Source organism: Rhizobium sp. K33 (assembly GCF_056501445.1).
Map to the genome: position 1 here is coordinate 1,379,673 of NZ_CP096478.1, position 22,317 is coordinate 1,401,989.

24 protein-coding genes and 2 riboswitches are annotated in these 22,317 nt (G+C 62.9%); of the genes, 17 read left to right on the forward strand and 7 right to left on the reverse strand.

Annotated features, from left to right (window positions below):
- Window positions 1–41 precede the first annotated feature (41 nt).
- From sufA to M1E12_RS06895, 5 genes are all read left to right on the forward strand, one after another.
- Window positions 42–428, forward strand: coding sequence for a Fe-S cluster assembly scaffold SufA (sufA, locus tag M1E12_RS06875; RefSeq protein ID WP_113461784.1), 387 nt, complete (start codon window positions 42–44; stop codon window positions 426–428).
- 126 nt (window positions 429–554) lie between these two features.
- The gene (locus tag M1E12_RS06880) at window positions 555–1,004 is read left to right on the forward strand and encodes an Lrp/AsnC family transcriptional regulator (RefSeq protein ID WP_113461702.1); all 450 of its coding nucleotides are present in this window, start codon (window positions 555–557) and stop codon (window positions 1,002–1,004) included.
- Between the two features lie 152 nt (window positions 1,005–1,156).
- The gene (locus tag M1E12_RS06885; RefSeq protein ID WP_310238657.1) at window positions 1,157–1,897 is read left to right on the forward strand and encodes a helix-turn-helix transcriptional regulator; all 741 of its coding nucleotides are present in this window, start codon (window positions 1,157–1,159) and stop codon (window positions 1,895–1,897) included.
- A gap of 71 nt (window positions 1,898–1,968) precedes the next feature.
- Window positions 1,969–2,670, forward strand: coding sequence for an acyl-homoserine-lactone synthase (locus M1E12_RS06890; protein WP_479564162.1), 702 nt, complete (start codon window positions 1,969–1,971; stop codon window positions 2,668–2,670).
- Between the two features lies 1 nt (window position 2,671).
- The gene (locus tag M1E12_RS06895; protein ID WP_136540519.1) at window positions 2,672–2,974 is read left to right on the forward strand and encodes a hypothetical protein; all 303 of its coding nucleotides are present in this window, start codon (window positions 2,672–2,674) and stop codon (window positions 2,972–2,974) included.
- Here M1E12_RS06895 and M1E12_RS06900 read toward each other — a convergent pair.
- From M1E12_RS06900 to gcvT, 6 genes are all read right to left on the reverse strand, one after another.
- Window positions 2,888–3,190 carry a hypothetical protein gene (locus M1E12_RS06900; protein WP_479564163.1) on the reverse strand — a complete coding sequence of 101 codons (303 nt, stop codon included), beginning with the start codon at window positions 3,188–3,190 and terminating at the stop codon, window positions 2,888–2,890. The genes M1E12_RS06895 and M1E12_RS06900 overlap by 87 nt on opposite strands.
- 221 nt (window positions 3,191–3,411) lie before the next feature.
- Window positions 3,412–3,738 carry a flagellar basal body protein gene (locus tag M1E12_RS06905; RefSeq protein ID WP_479564164.1) on the reverse strand — a complete coding sequence of 109 codons (327 nt, stop codon included), beginning with the start codon at window positions 3,736–3,738 and terminating at the stop codon, window positions 3,412–3,414.
- A gap of 219 nt (window positions 3,739–3,957) precedes the next feature.
- Window positions 3,958–4,284: a DUF1236 domain-containing protein gene (locus M1E12_RS06910; protein ID WP_113461697.1), complete on the reverse strand. Its 327-nt coding sequence runs from the start codon at window positions 4,282–4,284 to the stop codon at window positions 3,958–3,960.
- A 134-nt stretch (window positions 4,285–4,418) separates the two neighbouring features.
- On the reverse strand, window positions 4,419–7,277 hold the full coding sequence (gene gcvP / locus M1E12_RS06915) for an aminomethyl-transferring glycine dehydrogenase (RefSeq protein ID WP_479564165.1): 2,859 nt from the start codon (window positions 7,275–7,277) through the stop codon (window positions 4,419–4,421).
- Window positions 7,277–7,639, reverse strand: coding sequence for a glycine cleavage system protein GcvH (gene gcvH, locus M1E12_RS06920; RefSeq protein ID WP_140827278.1), 363 nt, complete (start codon window positions 7,637–7,639; stop codon window positions 7,277–7,279). The genes gcvP and gcvH overlap by 1 nt, the downstream gene beginning before the upstream one ends.
- 19 nt (window positions 7,640–7,658) lie before the next feature.
- Window positions 7,659–8,798 (reverse strand): glycine cleavage system aminomethyltransferase GcvT, encoded by a 1,140-nt coding sequence (gene gcvT, locus M1E12_RS06925; protein ID WP_479564166.1) that lies wholly within the window; start codon window positions 8,796–8,798, stop codon window positions 7,659–7,661.
- A 148-nt stretch (window positions 8,799–8,946) separates the two neighbouring features.
- Window positions 8,947–9,034: riboswitch (glycine riboswitch) on the reverse strand.
- A 183-nt stretch (window positions 9,035–9,217) separates the two neighbouring features.
- Here gcvT and M1E12_RS06930 point away from each other — a divergent pair.
- Together M1E12_RS06930 and M1E12_RS06935 are read left to right on the forward strand one after the other, a co-directional pair.
- Window positions 9,218–9,592: a hypothetical protein gene (locus M1E12_RS06930; protein WP_479564167.1), complete on the forward strand. Its 375-nt coding sequence runs from the start codon at window positions 9,218–9,220 to the stop codon at window positions 9,590–9,592.
- A gap of 70 nt (window positions 9,593–9,662) precedes the next feature.
- Window positions 9,663–10,736, forward strand: coding sequence for a copper chaperone PCu(A)C domain-containing protein (locus M1E12_RS06935; protein ID WP_479564168.1), 1,074 nt, complete (start codon window positions 9,663–9,665; stop codon window positions 10,734–10,736).
- 83 nt (window positions 10,737–10,819) lie between these two features.
- On the opposite strand, the gene M1E12_RS06940 is transcribed toward M1E12_RS06935, so the two are convergent.
- Window positions 10,820–11,095 carry a hypothetical protein gene (locus M1E12_RS06940; RefSeq protein WP_479564169.1) on the reverse strand — a complete coding sequence of 92 codons (276 nt, stop codon included), beginning with the start codon at window positions 11,093–11,095 and terminating at the stop codon, window positions 10,820–10,822.
- Window positions 11,096–11,291: 196 nt separating this feature from the next.
- On the opposite strand from M1E12_RS06940, the gene M1E12_RS06945 reads away from it, so the two are divergent.
- The 10 genes from M1E12_RS06945 to M1E12_RS06990 all read left to right on the forward strand — a co-directional run bounded on the left by M1E12_RS06945 (window position 11,292) and on the right by M1E12_RS06990 (window position 22,306).
- Entirely contained in the window at window positions 11,292–11,828 is a 537-nt protein-coding gene (locus M1E12_RS06945; RefSeq protein WP_479564170.1) for a flavodoxin domain-containing protein, read from the forward strand.
- A 59-nt stretch (window positions 11,829–11,887) separates the two neighbouring features.
- On the forward strand, window positions 11,888–12,265 hold the full coding sequence (gene crcB / locus M1E12_RS06950) for a fluoride efflux transporter CrcB (protein WP_310238691.1): 378 nt from the start codon (window positions 11,888–11,890) through the stop codon (window positions 12,263–12,265).
- Window positions 12,266–12,358: 93 nt separating this feature from the next.
- Window positions 12,359–13,348, forward strand: a complete 990-nt coding sequence (locus tag M1E12_RS06955; RefSeq protein WP_113461688.1) for an RluA family pseudouridine synthase — start codon at window positions 12,359–12,361, stop codon at window positions 13,346–13,348.
- Window positions 13,345–13,998, forward strand: a complete 654-nt coding sequence (locus tag M1E12_RS06960) for an HAD-IA family hydrolase (protein ID WP_479564171.1) — start codon at window positions 13,345–13,347, stop codon at window positions 13,996–13,998. The genes M1E12_RS06955 and M1E12_RS06960 overlap by 4 nt, the downstream gene beginning before the upstream one ends.
- A 9-nt stretch (window positions 13,999–14,007) precedes the next feature.
- Window positions 14,008–14,814 (forward strand): ATP12 family chaperone protein, encoded by an 807-nt coding sequence (locus tag M1E12_RS06965; RefSeq protein ID WP_479564172.1) that lies wholly within the window; start codon window positions 14,008–14,010, stop codon window positions 14,812–14,814.
- A gap of 63 nt (window positions 14,815–14,877) precedes the next feature.
- The gene (locus tag M1E12_RS06970; RefSeq protein WP_479564173.1) at window positions 14,878–15,678 is read left to right on the forward strand and encodes a hypothetical protein; all 801 of its coding nucleotides are present in this window, start codon (window positions 14,878–14,880) and stop codon (window positions 15,676–15,678) included.
- Window positions 15,679–15,744: 66 nt separating this feature from the next.
- Window positions 15,745–16,117, forward strand: a riboswitch (cobalamin riboswitch).
- Window positions 16,118–16,302: 185 nt separating this feature from the next.
- Window positions 16,303–16,833, forward strand: a complete 531-nt coding sequence (gene cobU, locus M1E12_RS06975; RefSeq protein WP_136540547.1) for a bifunctional adenosylcobinamide kinase/adenosylcobinamide-phosphate guanylyltransferase — start codon at window positions 16,303–16,305, stop codon at window positions 16,831–16,833.
- A gap of 3 nt (window positions 16,834–16,836) precedes the next feature.
- Window positions 16,837–17,913: a cobalamin biosynthesis protein CobW gene (cobW, locus tag M1E12_RS06980; protein ID WP_479564174.1), complete on the forward strand. Its 1,077-nt coding sequence runs from the start codon at window positions 16,837–16,839 to the stop codon at window positions 17,911–17,913.
- 3 nt (window positions 17,914–17,916) lie between these two features.
- Window positions 17,917–21,891 carry a cobaltochelatase subunit CobN gene (gene cobN / locus M1E12_RS06985; protein ID WP_479564175.1) on the forward strand — a complete coding sequence of 1,325 codons (3,975 nt, stop codon included), beginning with the start codon at window positions 17,917–17,919 and terminating at the stop codon, window positions 21,889–21,891.
- Window positions 21,884–22,306, forward strand: a complete 423-nt coding sequence (locus M1E12_RS06990) for a GFA family protein (RefSeq protein ID WP_479564176.1) — start codon at window positions 21,884–21,886, stop codon at window positions 22,304–22,306. Before cobN ends, M1E12_RS06990 begins: the two co-directional genes overlap by 8 nt.
- Window positions 22,307–22,317 lie beyond the last annotated feature (11 nt).

The window sequence follows — 22,317 nt, forward strand, 5'->3', positions numbered from 1 at the left end:
ACGCCGGACCTTGAACCCGGTTGTTGATGGAGACTGTGCCGATGGGCTTTCAGGTAATGACCATGAGCGATGCGGCTGCCGCACGCGTCAGGGCGATCGTCGAGAATTCCGGTCCCGATGCCAAGGGTATCAGGGTGGGGATCAAGAAGGGCGGCTGCGCCGGGATGGAATACACCATCGATCTGGTGACGGAGCCCAATGCCAAGGACGACCGCATCGAGAAGGACGGCGCCACGGTCTGGATCGATCCGGCGGCTGTTCTTTACCTGCTCGGCACGGAAATGGGCTTCGAGACCACGACGCTGCGCTCCGGTTTCACCTTCCACAATCCCAATCAGACCTCAGCCTGCGGCTGCGGTGAATCGGTCGAGCTCCAGGCCGCCGATCTGGCGGAACTTGCCCGTCAGCGCCAGACGGCAACCGCCTGAACGATAGCAATGGCACATCACCCGTGGGTGCCTGAAATGATGTCTCGAAGAATCGAGGCATCATTTTTTGCCGGATTGCGAAAAAATATCTTGCGGAAAGTATTCATCGATAAATAAACTGCGGTCATGGATACAAGTGACCGCAAGATTATCGATCTTCTGGCTGAAGACGCACGTCGATCGCTCGCCAGCATAGGGGATGTCGTAGGGCTTTCCCCGTCGGCCGTCAATGAGCGCATCCGCCGCCTGGTGGCATCGGGCGCCATCAAGCGCTTCACGCTGGAGGTGGATCCGGTTGCGCTCGGTCTGCCGATCACGGCCTTCATGCTTGTCACTCTGCCGCAGGATACCGAGCAGGCTGCCTTTCGCGATTACGCCGAAGCGCACCCTTCCGTGCTCGAATGTCACCATGTCACCGGCGGCTGGTCCTATATGCTGAAGATCCGGACCGCTGACCTCACGGGCATCGAAACCTTCCTGGCCGATTTGAAGGGCGAGCGCCTGATCGCGCGCAGTGAGACTATGATTGCGCTGTCGACCGCGAGCGAGCGTGGTTTCGTCATCGGCGCCGACTGACGGCCTCCGATCGGCCGCGCTTACCAAGGTCGATGCCCATGCACCGGCTATACCAAAGAAATCCCTTTGGAAATCCCATCTTCACCCGCCCGGTTTCCATCCGGTCATGCTAAATCTGCCTGTGTGGGGCAGCATTCGGGGTGAGGGGCTCAATGTCAGACAGGCAGGCTACTGCCAACGCGATGTTCGATTTCATCACCGAATCATCGCAGGCGCGTGACGACAATGCGGTCCTGGCGAGCCTCGACAAGGCGGCGAAATCCTTCGGGATGGATTGCTACGCCATCTCCGGCATCCCGCTGCCCAACGAGCGGATCGACCCCTATTTCATGCTGAACGCCTGGCCGGACGGCTGGTTCGAGCGCTACGTGCAGGAAAACTATGTCCACGTGGACCCGGTGATCTACCGGACGAAGATGTCGAACGAGGCCTTTGTCTGGTCGGAAGCACTTGCCGACAAGCCTCTGAGCCGATCTGCCAAGCGGGTTATGAACGAGGCGACCGAGTTCGGCATGATGGACGGCTATAGCGTCCCGCTGCACTCGGTCGGCGGCTTCCAGGCAATCGTCACCTTCGGAGCCCACAAGGTGGATCTCTCCAGCGAACAGCGTGGCGCGCTCCATATCATTTCAATCTATGCGCACAACCGGTTGCGCGCCTTCATGGCCGACAACTCCGAGCGCATGGCCGCAGCGGCGGCCAAAGTGACGCCGCGCGAGCGTGAGGTGATCCTCTGGTGCGCGGCCGGAAAGACCAATTGGGAAATCGGCCAAATTCTTGGAATCTCGGAGAAAACCGTCCAGCACGAGATTGCGTCGGCCTGCCGCAAGTTGAACTCCGTCAACCGAGCGCAACTGATCGCCGAATCGATCCGGCTGGGTTTAATCAGATAAATAGGCAGAACGGCCTATATTGAATTTGGCCCCCTTGGCTCAGTGTCGACCCCGGGTTTTTGGGGGTCTACATGCTGGCGACGATCCTGGGCGCAGCGACGCATGATTACGCTGACATCATGGAAAAGGTCTGGCGCTTCCGCCATCGGCAGTTCGTCGAACGGCTGGGCTGGGAGGCCTGCCGTCGCCCCGATGGGCGGGAGATCGACCAGTTCGACGGAGACGAGGCTGTCCATCTGCTACTGATCGTCGGCGGCGAAGTTGTCGGTTACAGCCGTCTTCTGCCGACACTGCGGCCGCATCTCCTGTCGGATGTCTATCCGCATCTGATGGACGGCGGCGAGTGGCCGCGCGGCGAACGCATCTTCGAATGGACGCGCTGCATCGCCGAGATCTCTAACGAGAGGATCGCCGGCGTCCCGATCTCACACGTGCTGATGACCGGCGTGATGGAATATTGCCTCGTTGCAGGCATCAGGTCGCTGATTGTCGAGACCCATCCGAAGCTGGTCAATCTGCTTCTGTCCACAGGTTGGGATGTCATGCCGCTGGCCGCACCCAGCATGCTGGACGGCGCCCTGATCCTCCCAATCGTGGCGAAGCCCTCGACGGCGGGCCTTCTCAAGCATCACGAACTCTACGGCATCACGGGGAGTGTGCTCGATTTCGCCTTTGCACCGGGCAACCCTTTTGGCACGGCACCTCTGGTGCCGCTGATGTTCGCCCAGGAACCTCACGGAACCCATCAATATCCCAGAATGGCAGGAGAATGACATGACGGATGGCCCTATTCCATCCTCCGATACCTACGTGCGCTCGATCGTTGAAGAGCAGGTGCGTAGCCTCAGAGAAATCATCAAGGGCGTCTCGCAGAAGGCGCCCTTGAGCGACGATGCGCTGTTTCTCGACCATCTACTGCAGATGGTGTCTCTGGCCGCGGCAGATGGACTGGAGCGCCGCCGTGGCGGAAGCGGCCGAAAGCGGTCGTCGTCAGAAGCCGACAGCGACCTTGCGAGCATCCACCTCGACGTCGCAAAGATGGAGTTCGTCTCGCAGGGCCTCGATCGCACCCAGTAGATAGGTGCGGACATTCTGGCTCTCGGCCGCGTTCGTGCAGAACAGGCCGAGGGCCTCTTCGATCTGGAAGAGACAGTCTTCGACATAGTCGCTGGTAACGACGCAAGCCAGCGCGCGCTCCAGATGTTGGTCGAACAAGGATTTGAGGTGCACGCGATCCTCGCTGGGTGCAGCGAGGATATCAGCCTTCAGATCATTGAGCGCATCGTTATACATGAATTCCTCTTTGCAACCTATTGCAACTCAAGACTGTGGCGAGAAGTTGCGCATTTTGCAATCAAAGAATTGCATTTTTGCTATGCGTAAGCACGTTGATTGTGACGCAGCCCAAAAATGCTCGCGCCAAGGGTGTCACGATTTTGCGGCGATGATGGACCCCGACATTCGGTCTCTGACCGATCAGGCACTGAAGGAGAGTTCGATGGATGGATCGCGAATCAATCGCGTTTGATGCTCATCAGCACGTCCCAGATCTCCGCCCCCGTCTCCCAGACCGCGGCATTCGCCTTGAAGCCGATTTCGCTCTCGACGACCGACAGCATTTCCGAGGCGAGGTCGACATTGGACGTATCGGCGTAGGTCTCGTCTCCCGATGGCGCGACGGATGCTGTGACACCGCCAGGCTCTGTGCTGACGAAACTCGTTTCGAGCCTGTCGTAAGCGGGCGTCATGGCGTTGGCGACATTGTTTGCCGAGGCGGCAAGCCGCGTCTGCTGCGCCTGCATCCCGGACAAGGAAACACTCATCATTGCAGAAAGGCTCATGACTTGACCTGCCGTTCGCGGATATCGACAGCACCACCATAGCGGCTACGGGTTAGGAGATTCGGAATCCGCACGGTTTGCAGACCGTTGCCGGCGGACGAGGCTTTGAGCCATTCTGACACGCGCCGCACGAGTAAGGGACGCTGCGATGCTAGACCTCTTGGAATGCAAAGAACCCGGCGCCGGGCACCGGGTTCTGAAACTCTCATTCGAGATAGATCATTCGATGATCTGGATGATCTGGCGCGTTTGCGGATCGACGATCACGCGGCGCTCGTTGACGACGGTGTAGGAATAGTTGTCGTAGCCGTCGACCGGGTAGAGTTCGACCGGATCCTCGATGACGCGGCCGATCAGCACATCGCCTTCATACGGGACGGAGCGCACTTCGCGCTGCATGACATAGGTTTCGACCGGGGCCGGCACGACAATCGTCGACTGGGTGGCGACCGGCGCCTGCTGGATGATGACAGTCTCCTGCGCATGGGCCGACGCCGTGAGCGTCATGAGGGCCGCTGCACCGGCGAGGATAAGAGTATTGCGCATATCTGTTCTCCTGTGTTGAGCAGCAGAAGAACGGGGAATGCTGCATTCCGTTCCATCACACGCTTTTTCGGCATGTCACCACAAATGAAGAACGCCGCCTCAAGGGCGGCGTTCCTGTGTCGAGACTTGGGCCGTTACTCGGCGGCTTCCGCGTAGGCTTCCATCGGCGGGCAGGTGCAGACGAGGTTCCGGTCGCCATAGACATTGTCCACGCGGTTGACCGAGGACCAGTACTTGTCGACCCGGAAGGCACCCGGCGGGTAGCAGGCCTGTTCGCGGCTGTAGGGACGATCCCACTGGCCGACCAGGTCCTCCACCGTATGCGGCGCGTTCTTCAGCGGATTGTTGGCCTTGTCCATCCGGCCTTCCTCGATGTCGCGGGCTTCCTCGCGGATCGCCAGCATCGCATCGCAGAAGCGGTCGATCTCGGCCTTGGTCTCCGATTCCGTCGGCTCGATCATCAGCGTACCCGCCACCGGCCAGCTCATGGTCGGCGCGTGGAAGCCGCAGTCGATCAGACGCTTGGCCACATCGTCGACGGTCACGCCGGCTGACGCCTGCAGCGGACGGGTGTCGATGATGCATTCATGCGCCACGCGACCCGAGGCCGACGTGTAAAGCACGTCATAGGCGCCCTTCAGCCGTGCCGCGATGTAGTTGGCGTTGAGGATCGCGACCTTCGTCGCCTGGGTCAGGCCTTCGCCACCCATCATCAGGCAGTAGGACCAGCTGATCGGCAGGATCGACGGCGAGCCATAGGGGCCGGCCGAGACGGCACCCGGACGGCCGTCGGTCGAGACGTGACCGGGCAGGAACGGTGCCAGATGCGCCTTGACGCCGATGGGTCCCATGCCCGGACCGCCGCCACCATGCGGGATGCAGAAGGTCTTGTGCAGGTTCAAGTGGGAGACGTCGGAGCCGATATCACCCGGACGGGCAACGCCGACCATGGCGTTCATGTTGGCACCGTCGAGATAGACCTGGCCACCATGCTGATGGGTGATCTCGCAGATCTCGCGCACCGTCTCCTCGAACACGCCATGCGTCGAGGGATAGGTGATCATGCAGCAGGAGAGGTTGTCTGCATGCTGTTCCGCCTTGGCGCGGAAGTCGTCGAGGTCGACATCGCCGTTTTCCTTCGACTTCACCGGCACGACCGTCATGCCGACCATCTGGGCAGACGCCGGATTGGTGCCATGCGCAGACGTCGGGATCAGGCAGACGGTGCGATGGCTATCGCCACGCGACAGGTGATAGGCGCGGATCGTCAAGAGGCCGGCATATTCGCCCTGGGCACCCGAATTCGGCTGCATCGAAATCGCGTCGTAACCGGTGACGGCGCAGAGCTTTTCCGAGAGATCGTCGATCATCTCCTTGTAGCCCAGCGCCTGATCTTGAGGCACGAAGGGATGGATGTCGGAAAACTCCGGCCAGGTGATCGGCAGCATTTCCGCCGTCGCGTTGAGCTTCATGGTGCACGAGCCGAGCGGGATCATCGCCCGGTCGAGCGCCAGATCTCGGTCCGACAGCCGGCGGATATAGCGGGTCATCTCGCTTTCCGCGCGGTTCATGTGGAAGATCGGATGCGTGAGGTACTCGCTGGTGCGCAGGAGATCCTTGGGCAGGCGGTAATCGGCTTCGAATTCCGAGACCTTGAACTTGCCGCCAAAGGCACGCCAGACGGCTTCGAGTGTCGCAGGGCGGGTCCGCTCGTCGAGGGCGATGCCGACCTTGGTCTCGCCGACCTTGCGCAGGTTTACACCTTCCGCGACAGCCGCCCTCATCACGAGGCCCCGCATGTGGCCGACCTCGACGGTGATCGTGTCGAAGAAGGTCTCAGGCTCGATCGTGTAGCCGAGCTTTTCCAGGCCCTTGGCGAGCAGCACCGTCTTGCGGTGCACCTGCTGGGCAATCGCCTTCAATCCCTGCGGACCATGGAAGACCGCATACATCGAGGCCATGACGGCAAGCAGAACCTGCGCGGTGCAGATGTTCGAGGTCGCCTTTTCCCGGCGGATATGCTGTTCGCGGGTCTGCAGCGACAGGCGATAGGCGCGGTTGCCGCGCGCATCGACGGAGACCCCGACGAGACGGCCGGGCATCGAGCGCTTGATCGCGTCCTTTACCGCCATGTAGGCCGCATGCGGGCCGCCATAACCGACCGGCACGCCGAAGCGCTGGGTCGAGCCGATGGCGATGTCGGCACCCATTTCGCCGGGTGATTTCAACAGCAGCAAGGCGAGAATATCGGCCGCGACGGCGGCGAGCGCGCCGGTCTGGTGCAGGCGGGCGATCAGGCCGGAGAAGTCACGCACATGGCCATGCGTGCCCGGATACTGGAAGATCGCGCCGAAGACTTCGGTCGGGTCGAGATCGGTGAAGGGATCGCCGACGGTGACGGTCCAGCCGAGCGGCTCGGCGCGGGTCTGGATGACGGCGATGGTCTGCGGGTGGCAATCCTTGTCGACGAAGAAGCCGGTCGCCTTGGTCTTGGCGCTGCGCTGGCAGAGCGCCATGGCTTCCGCAGCTGCGGTTGCTTCATCGAGCAGCGAGGCATTGGCCACGTCGAGACCGGTGAGATCCGTCACCATGGTCTGGTAGTTGAGAAGCGCCTCGAGACGGCCCTGAGAAATTTCCGGCTGGTAGGGCGTATAGGCCGTGTACCAGGCCGGGTTTTCCAAGATGTTGCGCTGGATGACCGGCGGCGTGATGGTGCCGTAATAGCCCTGGCCGATCAGCGAGGTCAGGACCTTGTTCTTGTTCGCCGTCTCGCGCAGCTTGTCGAGCGCCTCGCGCTCGGTCATCGCGGCACCCCAGGTGAGCGGCACCTTCTGGCGAATCGAGCCGGGAACGGTGGCGTCAATCAGCTCGTCGAGCGAGTGGTAGCCGATCACCTTCAGCATATCCGTCATCTCGGCCGGTGAGGGGCCGATATGACGTCGATTGGCGAAGTCGTAAGGATCGTAGTCGGTGAACTGGAATTCTGTCGTCATCAGGCGATCAGCTCCTTGTAGGCGGCTTCATCGAGCAGAGCGTCGGCGTCTGCAGGATTGGCAAGCTTCAGCTTGAAGAACCAGGCGGCACCTTCCGGATCGGAATTGACCAGCGACGGGTCGTCCACGATCGCCTGGTTGATCTCGACCACTTCGCCATCGAGCGGGCAGTAGACGTCAGACGCTGCCTTGACGCTTTCAACGGTCGCGGCACCTGCGTCCTTCTTGAAGCTGGTGCCTTCATCCGGCAGTTCGACGAAGACGAGATCGCCCAGCTGACCGGCGGCATGGGTGGTGATGCCGACGGTGGCGATATCGCCTTCGATCTTCAGCCATTCGTGTTCGGGGGTGAATTTCAGCATGGTTCTCTCCGGAGATTTTTTAGCGTTTGTAGGTGGGGGTAATGAAGGGAAGGGCGGTGACGGTCAGGGCCAAGAACTTGCCACGCACTTCCGCAAAGACCTGGGTGCCGGGTTCGGCCATGGCGGTCGGCACGTAACCCATGGCAACAGGGCTCTCGACGCTCGGCCCGAAGCCGCCTGAGGAGACATGGCCGATTTCGGTCTTGCCCTCGGCATCGGCAAAGAGTTTGGCGGGCGGACGGACCGGGGCCTTGCCCTCAGGCTTCAGACCCACGCGGCGGCGGGAAACGCCGTTTTCGAGTTCGCCGAGGATGCGGCTCGCACCTGGGAAGCCGCCCTCGCGGGCGCCGCCTGAGCGGCGGACCTTCTGGATGCCCCATTCGATCGAGGCTTCGACCGGCGATGTCGTGGTGTCGATGTCGTTGCCATAAAGGCAGAGGCCAGCTTCGAGGCGCAGCGAATCGCGGGCGCCAAGCCCGATCGGCAGGCAGTCGGGCTGGTCGAGCAGGGCCTTGGCGAGATCGGTGGCGCGCTCAGCCGGCACCGAGATTTCATAGCCGTCCTCGCCTGAATAGCCCGTGCGAGACACGAGGGCTGGGATGTCGCCGAGGGCAAGCTCACGCACATCCATGAACTTCATGCCTGTGACATCGGAGTTGAGTGTCGCAAGAACCGCTTCCGCCTTCGGCCCCTGCAGGGCGAGCAGCGCGCGATCGTCATGCACGAGAACCTCGACGCCAGCGGGAAGCTTCGCCCGCATGTGGGCGATATCCGCATCCTTGCAGCCGGCATTGACCACGACCAGCAACCGTTCGCCGAGCCGCGAGATCATCAGATCGTCGAGGATGCCGCCATTGTCGTCGGTGAAGAAGCCATAGCGCTGGCGACCGTCTTTCAGGCCGAGGATGTCGACGGGAACGAGCGTTTCCAGGGCCTTGGCCGCATCCTCATAAGCGCCGGAAGCGGCGAGGAGTTCGACCTGGCCCATGTGGGAAACGTCGAAGAGACCGGCGGCGGCGCGGGTGTGCAGGTGTTCCTTCAACACGCCGGCCGGATATTGCACCGGCATGTCGTAACCGGCAAAGGGCACCATCTTCGCGCCAAGCGACACGTGGAAATCGTAAAGGGGGGTGCGTTTCAGTTGGGTCTGATCGTCCAAGACGTCGCCTCCGGGTTTCGCGCTCGCGCGCTTGCTCAAGTCTGGGCACGGTTGTGCCGGTTCATGAGCCCCCTCTGTCCTTGTGCCTGAGATTGTTATCCCTTCGGCTTGGTCCGCTTTGGAAACGGGCCTCTCTCCAGAGTGCAGTCGACGCCTTGTGGTCCTTTTGCCTGAGAGTTTCCGGGGCGGTTGCTCCTTCGGCACCGGATTGAACCGGCTTCTCCCAACAAGGTCATGAAACGCATTATCTGGCACGGCGGCGCCTTGGCAAGAGGCAGCGTCGCTCCCGAATAAATAATTGTCGCTGGAGCGTCGTGTTTGCGGCATCGCAAGGATCTCGGTAATTGGCCGCCCGCCGCGGCATCTCGCCACTTGGCTTGATCGGGCCATCGCGATAAAGGAGCGGGTGAACGGGGGAAATGATGAAGCCGAAACCCAAGACAGCGACGATGATCCTGCGCATCCTGTGCGCCATGGTCTTCCTGTCCGTCGGTTTTGCGCACCGGACCCCGGCAGCGATTGCCAATGACGTCCAATCGTCCGCCTATGTTCTGCCTGACGGCACATTCGCCGATCTCTGCGTTGCCGATCAGGGGCAGAAGCGCGTCAAGCCCATGGCCGATTGCGAGGCCTGTCGTCTTGCTGGCGCGATCCTGCTGCCCGAACCCTCGGCGCAGTCCTGGCTGCTGAGCCAGTTTGCGAGCCTCGGCGAAGTCGCACCCGTCGAAACGGCCATCCGTTCCGGCCATCTCCTCGATCGTCCGCGCCTGCGCGGTCCGCCGCTCTCCGTCTGAACCCTTTCAACATCCGATCAGACCGATAGATGCCGACGGCCAAAAGGGACCGCGGCCAGGAGAGACACCCATGAAGACCAGACTTATTCTCGCAGCTGCCGTTGCCACGCTCGCTTCGACCACGGCCGTGTTCGCCCATGCGACCTTTGCCAACCAGCCCGCCAAGATCGGCTCCTATGTTGCCGCCACCCTGCAGGTCCCCCATGGCTGTGACGGTAAGGCGACCAATGAAGTCCAGATCAAGCTGCCGGAAGGCTTCATCTCCGCCAAGCCGATGCCGAAGGCCGGCTGGGATATCGAGATCATCGAAGGCGATTACCAGAACAGCTACGACAACCACGGCAAGGCGGTGAAATCGGGTCCCGTCGAGATCCGCTTCAAGAACGGCGACCTGCCGGACAATTTCTACGACACCTTCACCGTCTACGGGAAGATCGCAGCCGGGGATCCGGCGGTCGGTCTTGCCTTCCCGACCGTTCAGCTTTGCGGCGCGGACGCCAAGGTCGCTTGGGATCAGATCGCGGCCCCTGGCCAGGATCCCCATGATCTCGATGGTCCCGCACCGGTCCTCAAGCTCGTTGCCGCCGAGGGCGATGCCCATGCTGGCCATGGCGCACACGGCGCCCATGCCGGTCACGGTGCTCCCGCCGATCAGGCCGCTGCCGACGGTCACGGCGCGCATGGTGCTCATGGTGCTCATGGTGATCATGCCGGCCACGGCGATCACATGGCGGCCAACAATCCGGGCGGCTTCGAGACTGTCTCGGCGGGCGAACTGGAGCTGACGGCCGGCTTCACCAAGGCGATGCTGCCCGGTCAGCCTGTCGGTGGTGGTTTCATCACGATCACCAACAATGGCGGTGAAGACGACAAGCTCGTCTCGGCGACCTCGGCGCAGGCCGGTGAGGTGCAGCTGCACGAGATGGCCATGGAAGGCGACGTGATGAAGATGCGTCAGCTGACTGATGGCATCGCGATCCCGGCCGGCGAGACGGTCGAGCTGAAGCCCGGCGGCCTGCACCTGATGTTCTTCAAGGTGTCGGAGCCCTTCAAGGAAGGCGAAACCGTCAATGTCACGCTGACCTTCGAGAAGGCCGGTGCCGTCGATGTTGCGCTCCCGGTCGGTCCGGCCCGAGGCAACTGAGCTTAAGCGCCTTTCCTCAGAAAACACGAAACCGCGGCCGTCACCGGTCGCGGTTTTTCAATGCCTGCTTTGATCCTGAGTGATCAGGCGACCGAGTTCTTGTAGGCCTCGATCGTTTCCTTCAGCGTTGCCTGCTCGAACTGTTGCTGCGTCGATGTCAGGAAGTAGAGCGCCAGGGCCGGCGGCTGCACGACATTGACCAGCGCTCGCAAACGCAGGTCTTCGCTCTGCGCCGCCTGTTGTGCCAGCACACGCGTGTGCTCTTCCACATAGGTGGCTCGAGAGACGCGCTGTAGCGGCTTGACCGGTTCCATCGCATAGGCTGCGGTATGGGCAGAGACTGTGACAACCTGTGTCATGAGCGTTTTCCAGATATTACATAACGACATTAGCATAAGCTATGGTTATCTATGCATCTTTAAGTCGAATGAGCGGATTTGAATAAAAACCTTCGGGTTTGTCATCTGCCTGACATCGCCCGCTTTTGCGCCAGATCAAGGCGTCCCTTTTGCTTGGCCGGCATCCTGTCTAAGCAACAGGAAAGGGAGTGCGGACATGATCATTCTGGTTGGCTATGCCACGGTTGAGGGACAGACACGCAAGATCGCCGAGGCGGTCGCCGCCGCAATCGAGAAGGCGGGACACCGGGCCTTGCTGCTCGACGTTACATCGGGCGGCGAATATGCGGTCGCCCATCCCGAAGCTGCGATCCTCTGCGCACCGGTTCATGCGGCACGCTATCCCGCAGCCTTCGCCGCCTTCGTGGGGCAGGAGGCTTCCTGGCTGAACAGCGTGCCATCCGCCTTTGTCTCTGTCTCCCTTCTCATTCGCAGCGAGTTTGAAGAAGAGCAGGAGGAAGCAAGGCAGTTTCCCGACGCACTGCTCGCCGAGAGCGGCTGGCGGCCTGGCCTCGTCCATCATGCCGCCGGAGCGCTGCGTTACACCGACTATGACTTCTTCAAGCGCTGGATCATCCGTCGCATGGCGGAATACGAGAACGCACCGACGGATGTGAGCCGCGACCACGAATTCACCGACTGGCAGGCGCTCTCTGCTTTCGTGCAGGCCTTTCTGAGCGAGGCCAAGGCTTGACGCAGCCGTCTTCAGCGGTTTGAACGGGACGACCCAATGCGTTCGAGCCGGAGGCCTTCATGTTTCATATTCTTCTGGTGGCTATTGGCGGCGCGACCGGCTCCGTCGCCCGCTACCTGACCGGCCTTGCCATGACACGGCTTCTGGGTCCCGCGTTTCCCTGGGGCACGATCACGGTCAACATCGTCGGCTCGTTTGCGATCGGGCTGTTGGCCGAGCTCGTGGCGCGCAAGGTTTCAGCGCCCGTCGAGATGCGGCTCTTGCTGGTGGTGGGTTTCCTCGGCGGTTTCACCACCTTCTCCTCGTTCTCGCTGGACACGCTTGCTCTGGTCGAACGGGGGGCAGCTCTTTCCGCCTTCGTCTATGTCGGCGCAAGCCTCGTCCTGTCCCTCGGGGCGGCATTCGGCGGTCTCGCCCTCGGCCGGAGCCTCTTCTGACGCGCGTCTCCGCATTTCCGCTTTCCCTTTCAGGCCGAAATCTACTAAAGGCACGGGACAAGTGGGTGGAGAACCCGAGCAGAAAGTATCCTCATGGCAGGCATCGAACATATCACCGTGGAGGCCGACGAGGCCGGCATGCGGCTCGACCGCTGGTTCAAGATCCACTATCCGGGCCTTGGCTTCGGCGCGCTGCAAAAGCTCCTGCGCTCCGGCCAGGTGCGCGTTGACGGCGGTCGCGTGAAGACCGACGCCCGCGTCCAGCCGGGCCAGGTGGTGCGCATTCCGCCCATGGATGTTGACGCGAAGAAGACCGGCCCGATCGCGAGCCACGATCTGAAGCACGGCGACGACCACGAACTCCTGTCGCGCATGCTTCTGCATGAAGACGAGAAGGTCTTTGTCTTGAACAAGCCCGCCGGCCTTGCCGTGCAGGGTGGCTCTGGCCTGACCCGCCATATCGACAAGATGCTCGAAGCCTGGACCAGCCGGAAGGGCGAAAAGCCCCGTCTCGTGCACCGTCTCGACCGCGACACCTCCGGGGTGCTCGTCGTTGCCCGCACGCGCGGCGCCGCCCAGAAGCTGACGGCCGCGTTCCGAGAGCGCGACACCAAGAAGATCTACTGGTCGCTGGTAAAGGGCGTTCCGCGCAAGCACGAGGACAAGATCTCGACCTGGCTCACCAAGGACCAGACCGACGAAGGCGACCGCATGCGGGTCTGCAAGCATGGCGAGGAGGGGGCGGACCACGCGGTGTCCTACTACCGCGTCATCGATACGGCAGCCCAGAACCTCGCCTGGCTGGAGATGGAGCCCTATACGGGCCGGACCCACCAGCTGCGCGTCCATGCGCTCCACATCGGGCACCCGATCATCGGCGACCCCAAATACTTCATCGATGACCACAACTGGGATTTCCCTGGCGGCATCCAGAAGCGGCTGCATCTGCATGCCCGCCATATCGACCTGCCGCATCCGAACGGCGGACGCCTCAAGGTGACCGCACCGCTGTCGCCGCACATGGTCCAGAGCTGGAACCTGCTGGGCTTTGACCAGGCGGATGGTGACAGGGACGGCGAATGAAGCTGGTTCTCTTTGACTGCGACGGCACGCTGGTCGACAGCGTCGGCCTGATCCACGAGGTCATGCGCCACACTTTCCCGGCCTTTGGAAAGCCTGAGCCGAAGATCGAAACCACGAAGTCGATCATCGGGTTGACCCTCGATATCGCGATCGCCCGCATGGACGGCAAGCCGCATGCCGATGACGAGGCGGTGGCCATGGCCGCGCATTACAAGACGATTTTTTCGGATATCCGTCGGACCTCCGGCTTTGCCGAGACCATGTTCGATGGCATCCGCGAGGTTCTCGACGCGCTGATTGCCCGCGAGGATGTCTGGCTTGGCGCCGTCACCGGCAAGTCACGCCGCGGGCTTGAGATCATCCTTGAAGCCCATGGCCTGAAACCCCATTTCCTGTTCTGCCGGACCGCCGACGATTGCCCCTCCAAGCCGCATCCGGCCATGGTGACGGAATGCTGTGACGAGGCCGGTATTGCCACGCGCGAAACCATCGTCATCGGTGATGCGATCTATGACATGCAGATGGCGAAGGCCGCCGGTGCCACAGCGATCGGCGTGTCCTGGGGTTATGCCAAGGCGGACGATCTCTGGAAGGCAGGCGCCGATGCCGTGGTCGAACGTCCGGCGGACCTTCTGGCCTATATTCACTAGGAGCTCATGATGCGCGACGAACTCAGCCAGGACATTTTCGGGACCTTCATTCCTGAACCGAGCCATGAGGATCCAGTGCGCCGTGCGCAGATCCAGATGAAGCGTCCGCTGCCGAAGCGCTTTTACGAGGCGGTCGGCGTCGAGGCGCGCGATGATGGCTATTCGATCACGCTCGACGGCAAGCCTGTGAAGACGCCCGCCAAGAACCTGCTGACGCTGCCGACGCGCGAGGCAGCCGAGCTCGTGGTGGCCGAATGGGCCGGGCAGGGTGAGTTCATCGATCCGGCCACCATGCCGATCACGAAGCTCGCCAACACGGCGATCGATGCCGTGGCAAACAGTCTCGACGACGTCTTCGACGAGATCCTCCGTTTCGCAGGCACCGACCTGCTCTGCTACCGCGCCGACGGCCCGCGAGAGCTGATCGACCGGCAGTCGGCGCGCTGGGATGCCGTCTTGACCTGGGCCGCCACCGCCCATGGCGCGCGCTTCATTCTGGTCGAAGGCGTGATGCATCAGGAGCAGCCGAAGGAAGCTGTCGCGGCCTATGCTGCAGCCCTGCAGCGCTACCGCGACCCATTCCAGATCTCGTGCCTCAATGTCGTGACCACGCTGACAGGCTCGGCCGTGTTGGCGCTCGCCTTTGCCGAAGGTGCCTTCGATCTCGACGAAGTCTGGTCGCTGGCGCATCTCGATGAGGACTGGACGATCGAGCACTGGGGCTCCGATGCCGAGGCAGAGGCGCGTCGTGAGGCGCGCTACGGCGAATTCGCCTCTGCGGCGTCACTCTTCTCCGCGCTCCAGAGCGCGGATTAACCCTCCACTAACCATAAATGGCGAATTCTCAGGCTGGTCCAGAATCATCAGCCCGGGGTCGCCATGTCAGCTCGCAGTTTCCGCATTGCCGCCGCCATCGGCCTTGTCCTGCTGCTGGCATCCTGCTCGCTCATCTATGGGCGCAGCATCGATCGGCCCCTGGTCTACTACGTCCGCAACGTCACGGTGATGGCCGACCTGAAGGTACCGCTCGACCTCATCGAAAGCGTCGACCGACGGGTCTCGGCGGCAATCGCCGCGACACGCGCGCCGCAAGGGGCCGAACGCGTGGTCCTGCTGGTGAAGATCGATCGGTTGGGCTACGGCGAGGGCGCGCGGCGCAGTCTCGCCCAGGCGAGGTTCACCGTCACCGCGACCTCCGTCGAGACCGGCGAGCCGGTGGCGCAGGGTGTCTTCACCGTCAACAGCCCGACCAATGATCCGCGCTGGGCCCGTCAAGCTCTTGCTGAAGAAATCGCCGCCCGTATCCGTTTTGCCTTCTCGCTGACCACGCCCCGGATCAGGAAGGTCGTTGCGCCTCGCACAATCTCAACCCGGCTGAAGACCGATCCGGCACCGGTGATCGCGCCGTCCGCGACGCCCGTGAGTCCTCAGGCGACGGTCGTGGAGCCGACCGTCGTTGCGCCGCCGCCGGTTGTGGTCACGACGCCAGCCAATCCTGCACCGCCAGAGCCGGCGGAGATGGCGGCCCCTCCGGTACGCGCGGCTGCTCCTGCCCAACCCGCGCGCCGCGCGGCCGATATTGCAAAAGGCACGCCCGTCGAGCAAGGCGCCGTCGGCAAGATCCGCCTGCGACCGGACTGCGATCCGGCCGTCACCGCAAACTGCGCGGCAGCACCCTGACCAGGGTCCGGGCGCAATGACGCATCCGCGCGCCGCAGCCGTGATTGACTTGGGCCTGACCTCGGCCTAATCCTCATCGTGGATGGTTTCCGGACGGCAGAGATGTTGTGCGGAGAGCAAAAGGGAATGCGAAGGCGTGGACCCCAACCGGGCACGCGGAACGCAGCCGACCCCGCGACTGTATTGCAGCGAGGGTTCTCCATCCGCTCTGCCGTTACTAGTGGTGACAGATCGCGTGGTGTGATCGGCTTCCGAAAACGTCAGGACGGAAAAGCCACTGGGGTGGCAACACGATCAGCCGGGGCTGGACGCCTCTTTCTCTACGAATCGTCCGCTCTTTCGTGTTGCCGTCAACTCTGGGAAGGCGAGGAGAACCCGACGGTCCTTTCAAGGATCACGACCTGCGAGCCAGGAGACCTGCCATCCACGGGCATGGTGCCCACACTGGGGAGGTTTCCCCGTTGCCAGCACGGAGGTTGTCGTGGCGACGTCTTGCATCCGCGGGTCCTTGTCGACCCGACGGTGCCGATCCGTCTTCGCGGATCGTGCATCCAAATGTTGTTCGCGCGTGTTTGAAACAGGCGCTGCAGGTCACCTGCGTGCGGTCTGGGGTTATGGCGCGCCATGACCGCTTCCCATTCCCGATCCATCCTGGTTCTCGGTGGTGCTCGCTCGGGCAAGTCGCGCTTTGCCGAGGGATTGGCGCGCGACACTGGCCTCGACAGGTTTTACCTGGCGACGGGCCGCGCTTGGGACGACGAGATGCGGGTCCGCATCGAAACCCACAAGGCCGACCGAGCCAATGACGGCTGGACGACCCATGAGGAGCCGCTCGATCTCGCCGGCGCGCTGAAGGCGCTGGACCAGCCCGGCCGCGTCATCCTCGTCGACTGCCTGACGCTTTGGGTCACCAATCTGATGATGGAAGAGGGCCGTGCCGTCGACGCCGACGGCGCCGCACTCGCCGCTAGTCTGGGGGAACTCCAGGCCACCGTCATCTTCGTTTCCAATGAGGTCGGCCTCGGCATCGTGCCCGAGAACAAGATGGCCCGCGCCTTCCGCGACCATGCCGGCCGTCTCCACCAAGCCATCGCCGCCGAAGCGGCAGTCGTCTATTTCGTTGCGGCCGGATTGCCGCTGAAAATGAAGGGTTGAACCATGTTGCAGCAAAAGATCCCTGCCACCGTCATCACCGGCTTCCTCGGTGCCGGCAAGACCACCATCATCCGCAACATGCTGACCAATGCCGGCGGCAAGAAGATCGCGCTGATCATCAACGAATTCGGCGATCTCGGCGTCGATGGCGACGTGCTGAAGGGCTGCGGCGCAGAGAACTGCACCGAGGACGACATCATCGAACTCACCAATGGCTGCATCTGCTGCACGGTGGCCGACGACTTTGTGCCGACGATGCAGAAGCTGCTCGACCGCGACGTGAAGCCTGATCACATCGTCATCGAAACCTCGGGTCTCGCCTTGCCGCAGCCGCTGGTCGCCGCCTTCAACTGGCCTGATATCCGCACCCGCGTGACGGTCGATGGCGTCGTCACCGTCGTCGATAGCGCGGCCGTCGCTGCCGGTCGCTTCGCCGACGACCACGACGCGGTCGCCGCCCAGCGCGCCGAAGACGACAATCTCGACCACGAAAGCCCGATCGAAGAACTGTTCGAGGATCAGCTGACCTGCGCCGACCTCATCGTCTTGAACAAGACCGACCTGCTTGACGCTGCTGGCATCGCCGCGGTGCGCGCCGAAGTCACCGGCCGCACCAGCCGTAAGCCCTCGATGATCGAGGCGAAGAACGGCGAAGTGCCCTCGCTCGTGCTGCTCGGCATCGGCGCCAGCACCGAAGACGACATCGAAAACCGCAAGTCGCATCACGAGCTGGAGCACGAAGCGCTGCATGCCTCGGGCGAGGATCACGACCACCATCACGATCACGACGAGTTCGAAAGCTTCGTTTTGAAGCTCGGCGCGATCAAGGATCCCGCGGACTTCATCGACCGCCTGAAGCCGGTCATCGAAAAGCACGACATCCTTCGCCTGAAGGGTTTCATCGACGTGCCGGGCAAGCCGATGCGCCTTGTCATCCAGGCCGTCGGCACCCGCATCGACACCTATTTCGACCGTCCCTGGACATCGGGCGAGAAGCGCGAAACGCGGCTTGTGGTGATCGGCCTGCATGAATGGGATTTCGGCACCGTGATCGAGGACGTCCAGGCGGCGGCTGGCTGATCCATGCATCTGCTCCTCGCCCAGAAGGGATCGATCAGCGACGGCGACGAAGCGATCGATCTTGGCCAGACGCCGGGGGACGTGCTGTTTCTCTCGGCGGCGGACACGGAGCTTGCGGCAATCGCCGCAGCCGTTGAGGCGAGGGGCAAGCAAGCGCTGCGCTGGCGGCTGGCCAGCCTGATGACGCTGAAGCACCCGATGTCGGTCGATACCTATATCGAGCGCACGGCGCGCCATGCGCGGCTGATCGTGATCAGGGCGCTGGGCGGGGCGAGCTACTTTCACTATGCGATGGAGGCGTTGCACGCTACTGCGCGCCGCAGCGGTGCTGCCATCGTCGTGCTACCCGGCGACGACAAGCCGGATGAGGGGCTTTCGCCTTTCCAGGCCTGTGCGGATAACGACCGCCAGGCGCTCTGGACCTACCTCACCGAAGGCGGGGCCGGAAATGCCGAGGCCTTCGTCGCCTATGCCGAGGCGATGCTGCGCGGGGACGAACGTCCGGACCCGGCGCGTCCATTGCTGAAGGCCGGCATCTGGTGGCCGGGCAGGGGCGTGATCGGGGTCGATGAGTGGGAGAGTCGAGCGCTCCCGGCACCCCCCTCTCCAACCCCTCCTCACAAGGGGGAGGGGCTTCAAGCCATCACCCCTCTCTGCTTCTACCGCGCCCTCGTCCAGAGCGGCGAAACGGCACCCGTCGAAGCCATGGTCGAAGCCTTGCAGGCCAAGGGTCTCATCCCCCTGCCGGTCTTCGTGTCGAGCCTCAAGGATCAGGTTTCGGTCGATACGCTCCGCGCCATCTTCACGCGATTCCCGCCCGCGGTGGTCATCAACACGACCGGTTTCGCCGTCTCGACGCCGGGAGCGGAAGCGCCGTCGACCGTGCTCGACGAGACCGGCGCCGTGGTCCTGCAGGCAATCTTCTCGTCCTCGCCGCGCGCCACTTGGGAGACCTCTGGTCAGGGCTTGAGTGCCCGCGATCTCGCGATGGGCGTCGCCCTGCCGGAAGTCGATGGCCGGGTACTCACCCGCGCCGTCTCCTTCAAGTCGAAGGCGCGCTTTGACGAGCGGGTCGAAGCCAATCTTGTGAGCCACGAGCCGGATGCCGGCCGCATGAACTTCGTCGCCGAACTCGCCGCCAACTGGGCGAAGCTACGCGCGACCGAACCCGCCGAACGCCGTGTGGCGCTTGTCATGGCCAACTACCCGAACCGGGACGGACGCCTCGGCAACGGCGTCGGACTGGACACGCCGGCCGGCACGGTCGAGGTCATGCGCGCCATGCGCGACGCCAGTTACGACCTCGTTGACCTGCCGGCCGATGGCGACGCATTGATGCAGGCGCTGATGGCCGGCCCGACCAATGCGGCGCATGATGGTCGGATCATTCGCGAGCGGTTTTCCGTCAGCGATTACAGATCGTTCTTTGCTGATCTTCCCAAAGAGGTTCAGGAGCGCGTCACCGCGCGCTGGGGCGCTCCGGAGGCCGATCCCTCCCATCTCGACGGCGCCTTCGCGCTGCCGCTGATGCGCTTCGGCAAGCTCATGATCGGCATCCAGCCGGCCCGTGGCTACAACATCGATCCGAAGGAAACCTATCACTCGCCCGATCTCGTGCCGCCGCATGGCTATCTCGCCTTCTACGCCTTCCTGAGGCGAGAATTCGGGGCGCAGGCGGTGATCCACATGGGCAAGCACGGCAATCTCGAATGGCTGCCCGGCAAGGCGCTGGCACTGTCGGAGGCCTGTTTCCCAGAGGCCGTCTTTGGCCCGCTGCCGCATCTCTATCCCTTCATCGTCAACGACCCTGGCGAGGGCACGCAGGCCAAGCGCCGCAGCTCCGCCGTCATCATCGACCACCTGACGCCACCTTTGACCCGGGCGGAAAGCTACGGGCCGCTGAAGGACCTGGAGGCGCTGGTCGATGAATACTACGAGGCTTCGGGCGGCGATCCGCGCCGGCTCGTTTTCTTGAAGAAGCAGATATTGGAGCTAATCGAAGACATCGGCCTCGATCAGGACGCCGGCATCGTCAAGGGCGAGGCGGAAGATCAGGCGCTGGAAAAGCTCGACGCCTATCTCTGCGATCTCAAGGAAATGCAGATCCGTGATGGCCTGCACATCTTCGGGAAGGCGCCGGAAGGTCGGTTGCTGACGGATCTTGTCGTCGCGCTGGCGCGTGTGCCGCGCGGCCAGGGAGAAGGTGGAGATGCGAGTTTGCAGCGGGCGATCGCGGGGGATCTCCATCTGCTCTCCCCCCGTGTGGGGGAGATGTCGGCGAAGCCGACAGAGGGGGGTATTCTCCAGGCGCAGAGGTTTAATTTACCCCCCTCTGGCCTGCCGGCCATCTCCCCCACAAGGGGGGAGAGCGGAATCGTGGCCGACGGCGTGCCCCCTTCTCCCCGCGGCCAAGGAGAAGGTGCCCGAAGGGCGGATGAGGGGCTCCCCTTCGATCCCCTCGACTGCATCATGTCCGCCTCCTGGACCGGGGCAAAACCCGCGATCCTCGCCGATCTCAGCGACGCCCCCTGGCGTACAGCCGGCGACACAGTTGAGCGCATCGAACTGCTTGCCGCCAAGTTCATCTCTGGGGAGGTCCAATGCCCGGAGGATTGGCCTCGTACCCGAGCCGTCCTCGCTGAAATCGAAACCCGCCTGAAACCTGCCGTGGTCAAATCCGGTGCTGCCGAAATCGACGGCCTTCTCAAAGGGCTTGCCGGCCAGTTCGTGCCCCCCGGCCCCTCGGGTGCGCCGACGCGCGGACGGCCGGACGTGCTGCCGACGGGACGAAACTTCTACTCCGTCGATAGCCGCGCGGTTCCAACACCGGCGGCCTACGAACTCGGCAAGAAATCGGCCGAGCTGCTCATCCAGCGCTACGTCCAGGACCATGGCGAATGGCCTGTTTCCTTCGGCATCACCGCCTGGGGCACGTCGAACATGCGCACCGGCGGCGATGATATCGCGCAGGCCTTGGCCCTCATCGGCGTCAAGCCGCTCTGGGACATGGCCTCGCGCCGCGTCACCGGCTTCGAGGTGATCCCGATGGTGATCCTCGACCGCCCGCGCGTTGACGTGACGCTGCGCATCTCTGGATTCTTCCGCGATGCTTTTCCCGAACAGATCGCGCTCTTCGACAAGGCGGTGCGGGCTGTGGCAGCACTCGACGAAGACGAAGGCGACAATCCGATTGCGGCCCGCGTGCGGACCGAAACCGAGAAGCTGAAAGGTGAGGGACTGGACGAGAAACAGGCCGCCCGCCGTGCCGGGTATCGGGTCTTCGGCTCCAAGCCTGGGGCCTATGGTGCTGGCCTCCAGGCGCTGATCGACGAAAAGGGTTGGAGCGACCGCGCCGATCTCGCCGAGAGCTATCTCGTCTGGGGCGGTTATGCCTATGGCGCGGGAGAGGAGGGCAAGGCGGAGCGCGGTCTTTTCGAGGAGCGCCTGCGCTCGGTTCAGGCCGTGGTTCAGAACCAGGACAATCGCGAACACGACCTGCTCGACAGCGACGACTATTACCAGTTCGAGGGCGGAATGACGGCGGCGATCGAGCATGTCGCGGGTGTCAGGCCCAAGGTCTATCACAACGACCATTCGCGACCGGAAAAGCCTGTGATCCGCAGCCTCGAGGAAGAGATCGGCCGTGTCGTGCGTGCCCGCGTGGTCAACCCGAAATGGATCGAAGGCGTGATGCGCCACGGCTACAAGGGCGCCTTCGAGATCACCGCGACTGTCGACTACATGTTCGCCTTCGCCGCAACGACGGGCGCCGTGCGTGACCACCATTTTGAAGCGGTCTACCAGGCCTTCATCCTCGACGAACGCGTGCGCGACTTCATGGCCGAGAAGAATGCCCCGGCGCAAAAGGAACTCGCCGAGCGCCTGATCGAGGCCATTGACCGGGGCTTGTGGACGCCGAAGAGCAATTCGGCCAAGTTCACCCTTGCCGAGATGGCAGAGGGAGGAGAGCATGTCTGAGGTTGCGGTCGGAAAACCGATGGCCTTGAGTGGCCATTGCCTCTGCGGCGGGGTGCGGTTTCGCACGCCCGGTCCCGTCCGAAGTTCCGGGCACTGCCACTGCGAAAGCTGCCGGCGCGCGGCCTCGTCTCCGATCACCACATTCATGACCGTGGCACGCGACAGCGCCACGTTGGAGGGCGAGAGCCTGCGCTTCTATGCGTCTTCGCCGGGTGTCCGGCGGGGCTTTTGCGGCAATTGCGGGTCGCCCATGTCGTTCGAGACCAATCGCCGACCCGACGACATCGACTTTTACGTCGCAAGCCTCGATGAAGGACTGTCCATCCCCATTCGCGAACACTGGCATTGGGACGAACGGGTGGACTGGCTGCAGGTTGTCGACGACCTGCCGAAAAGCGAAGGCGGCGTCTCGTGACCGCCGGTCAA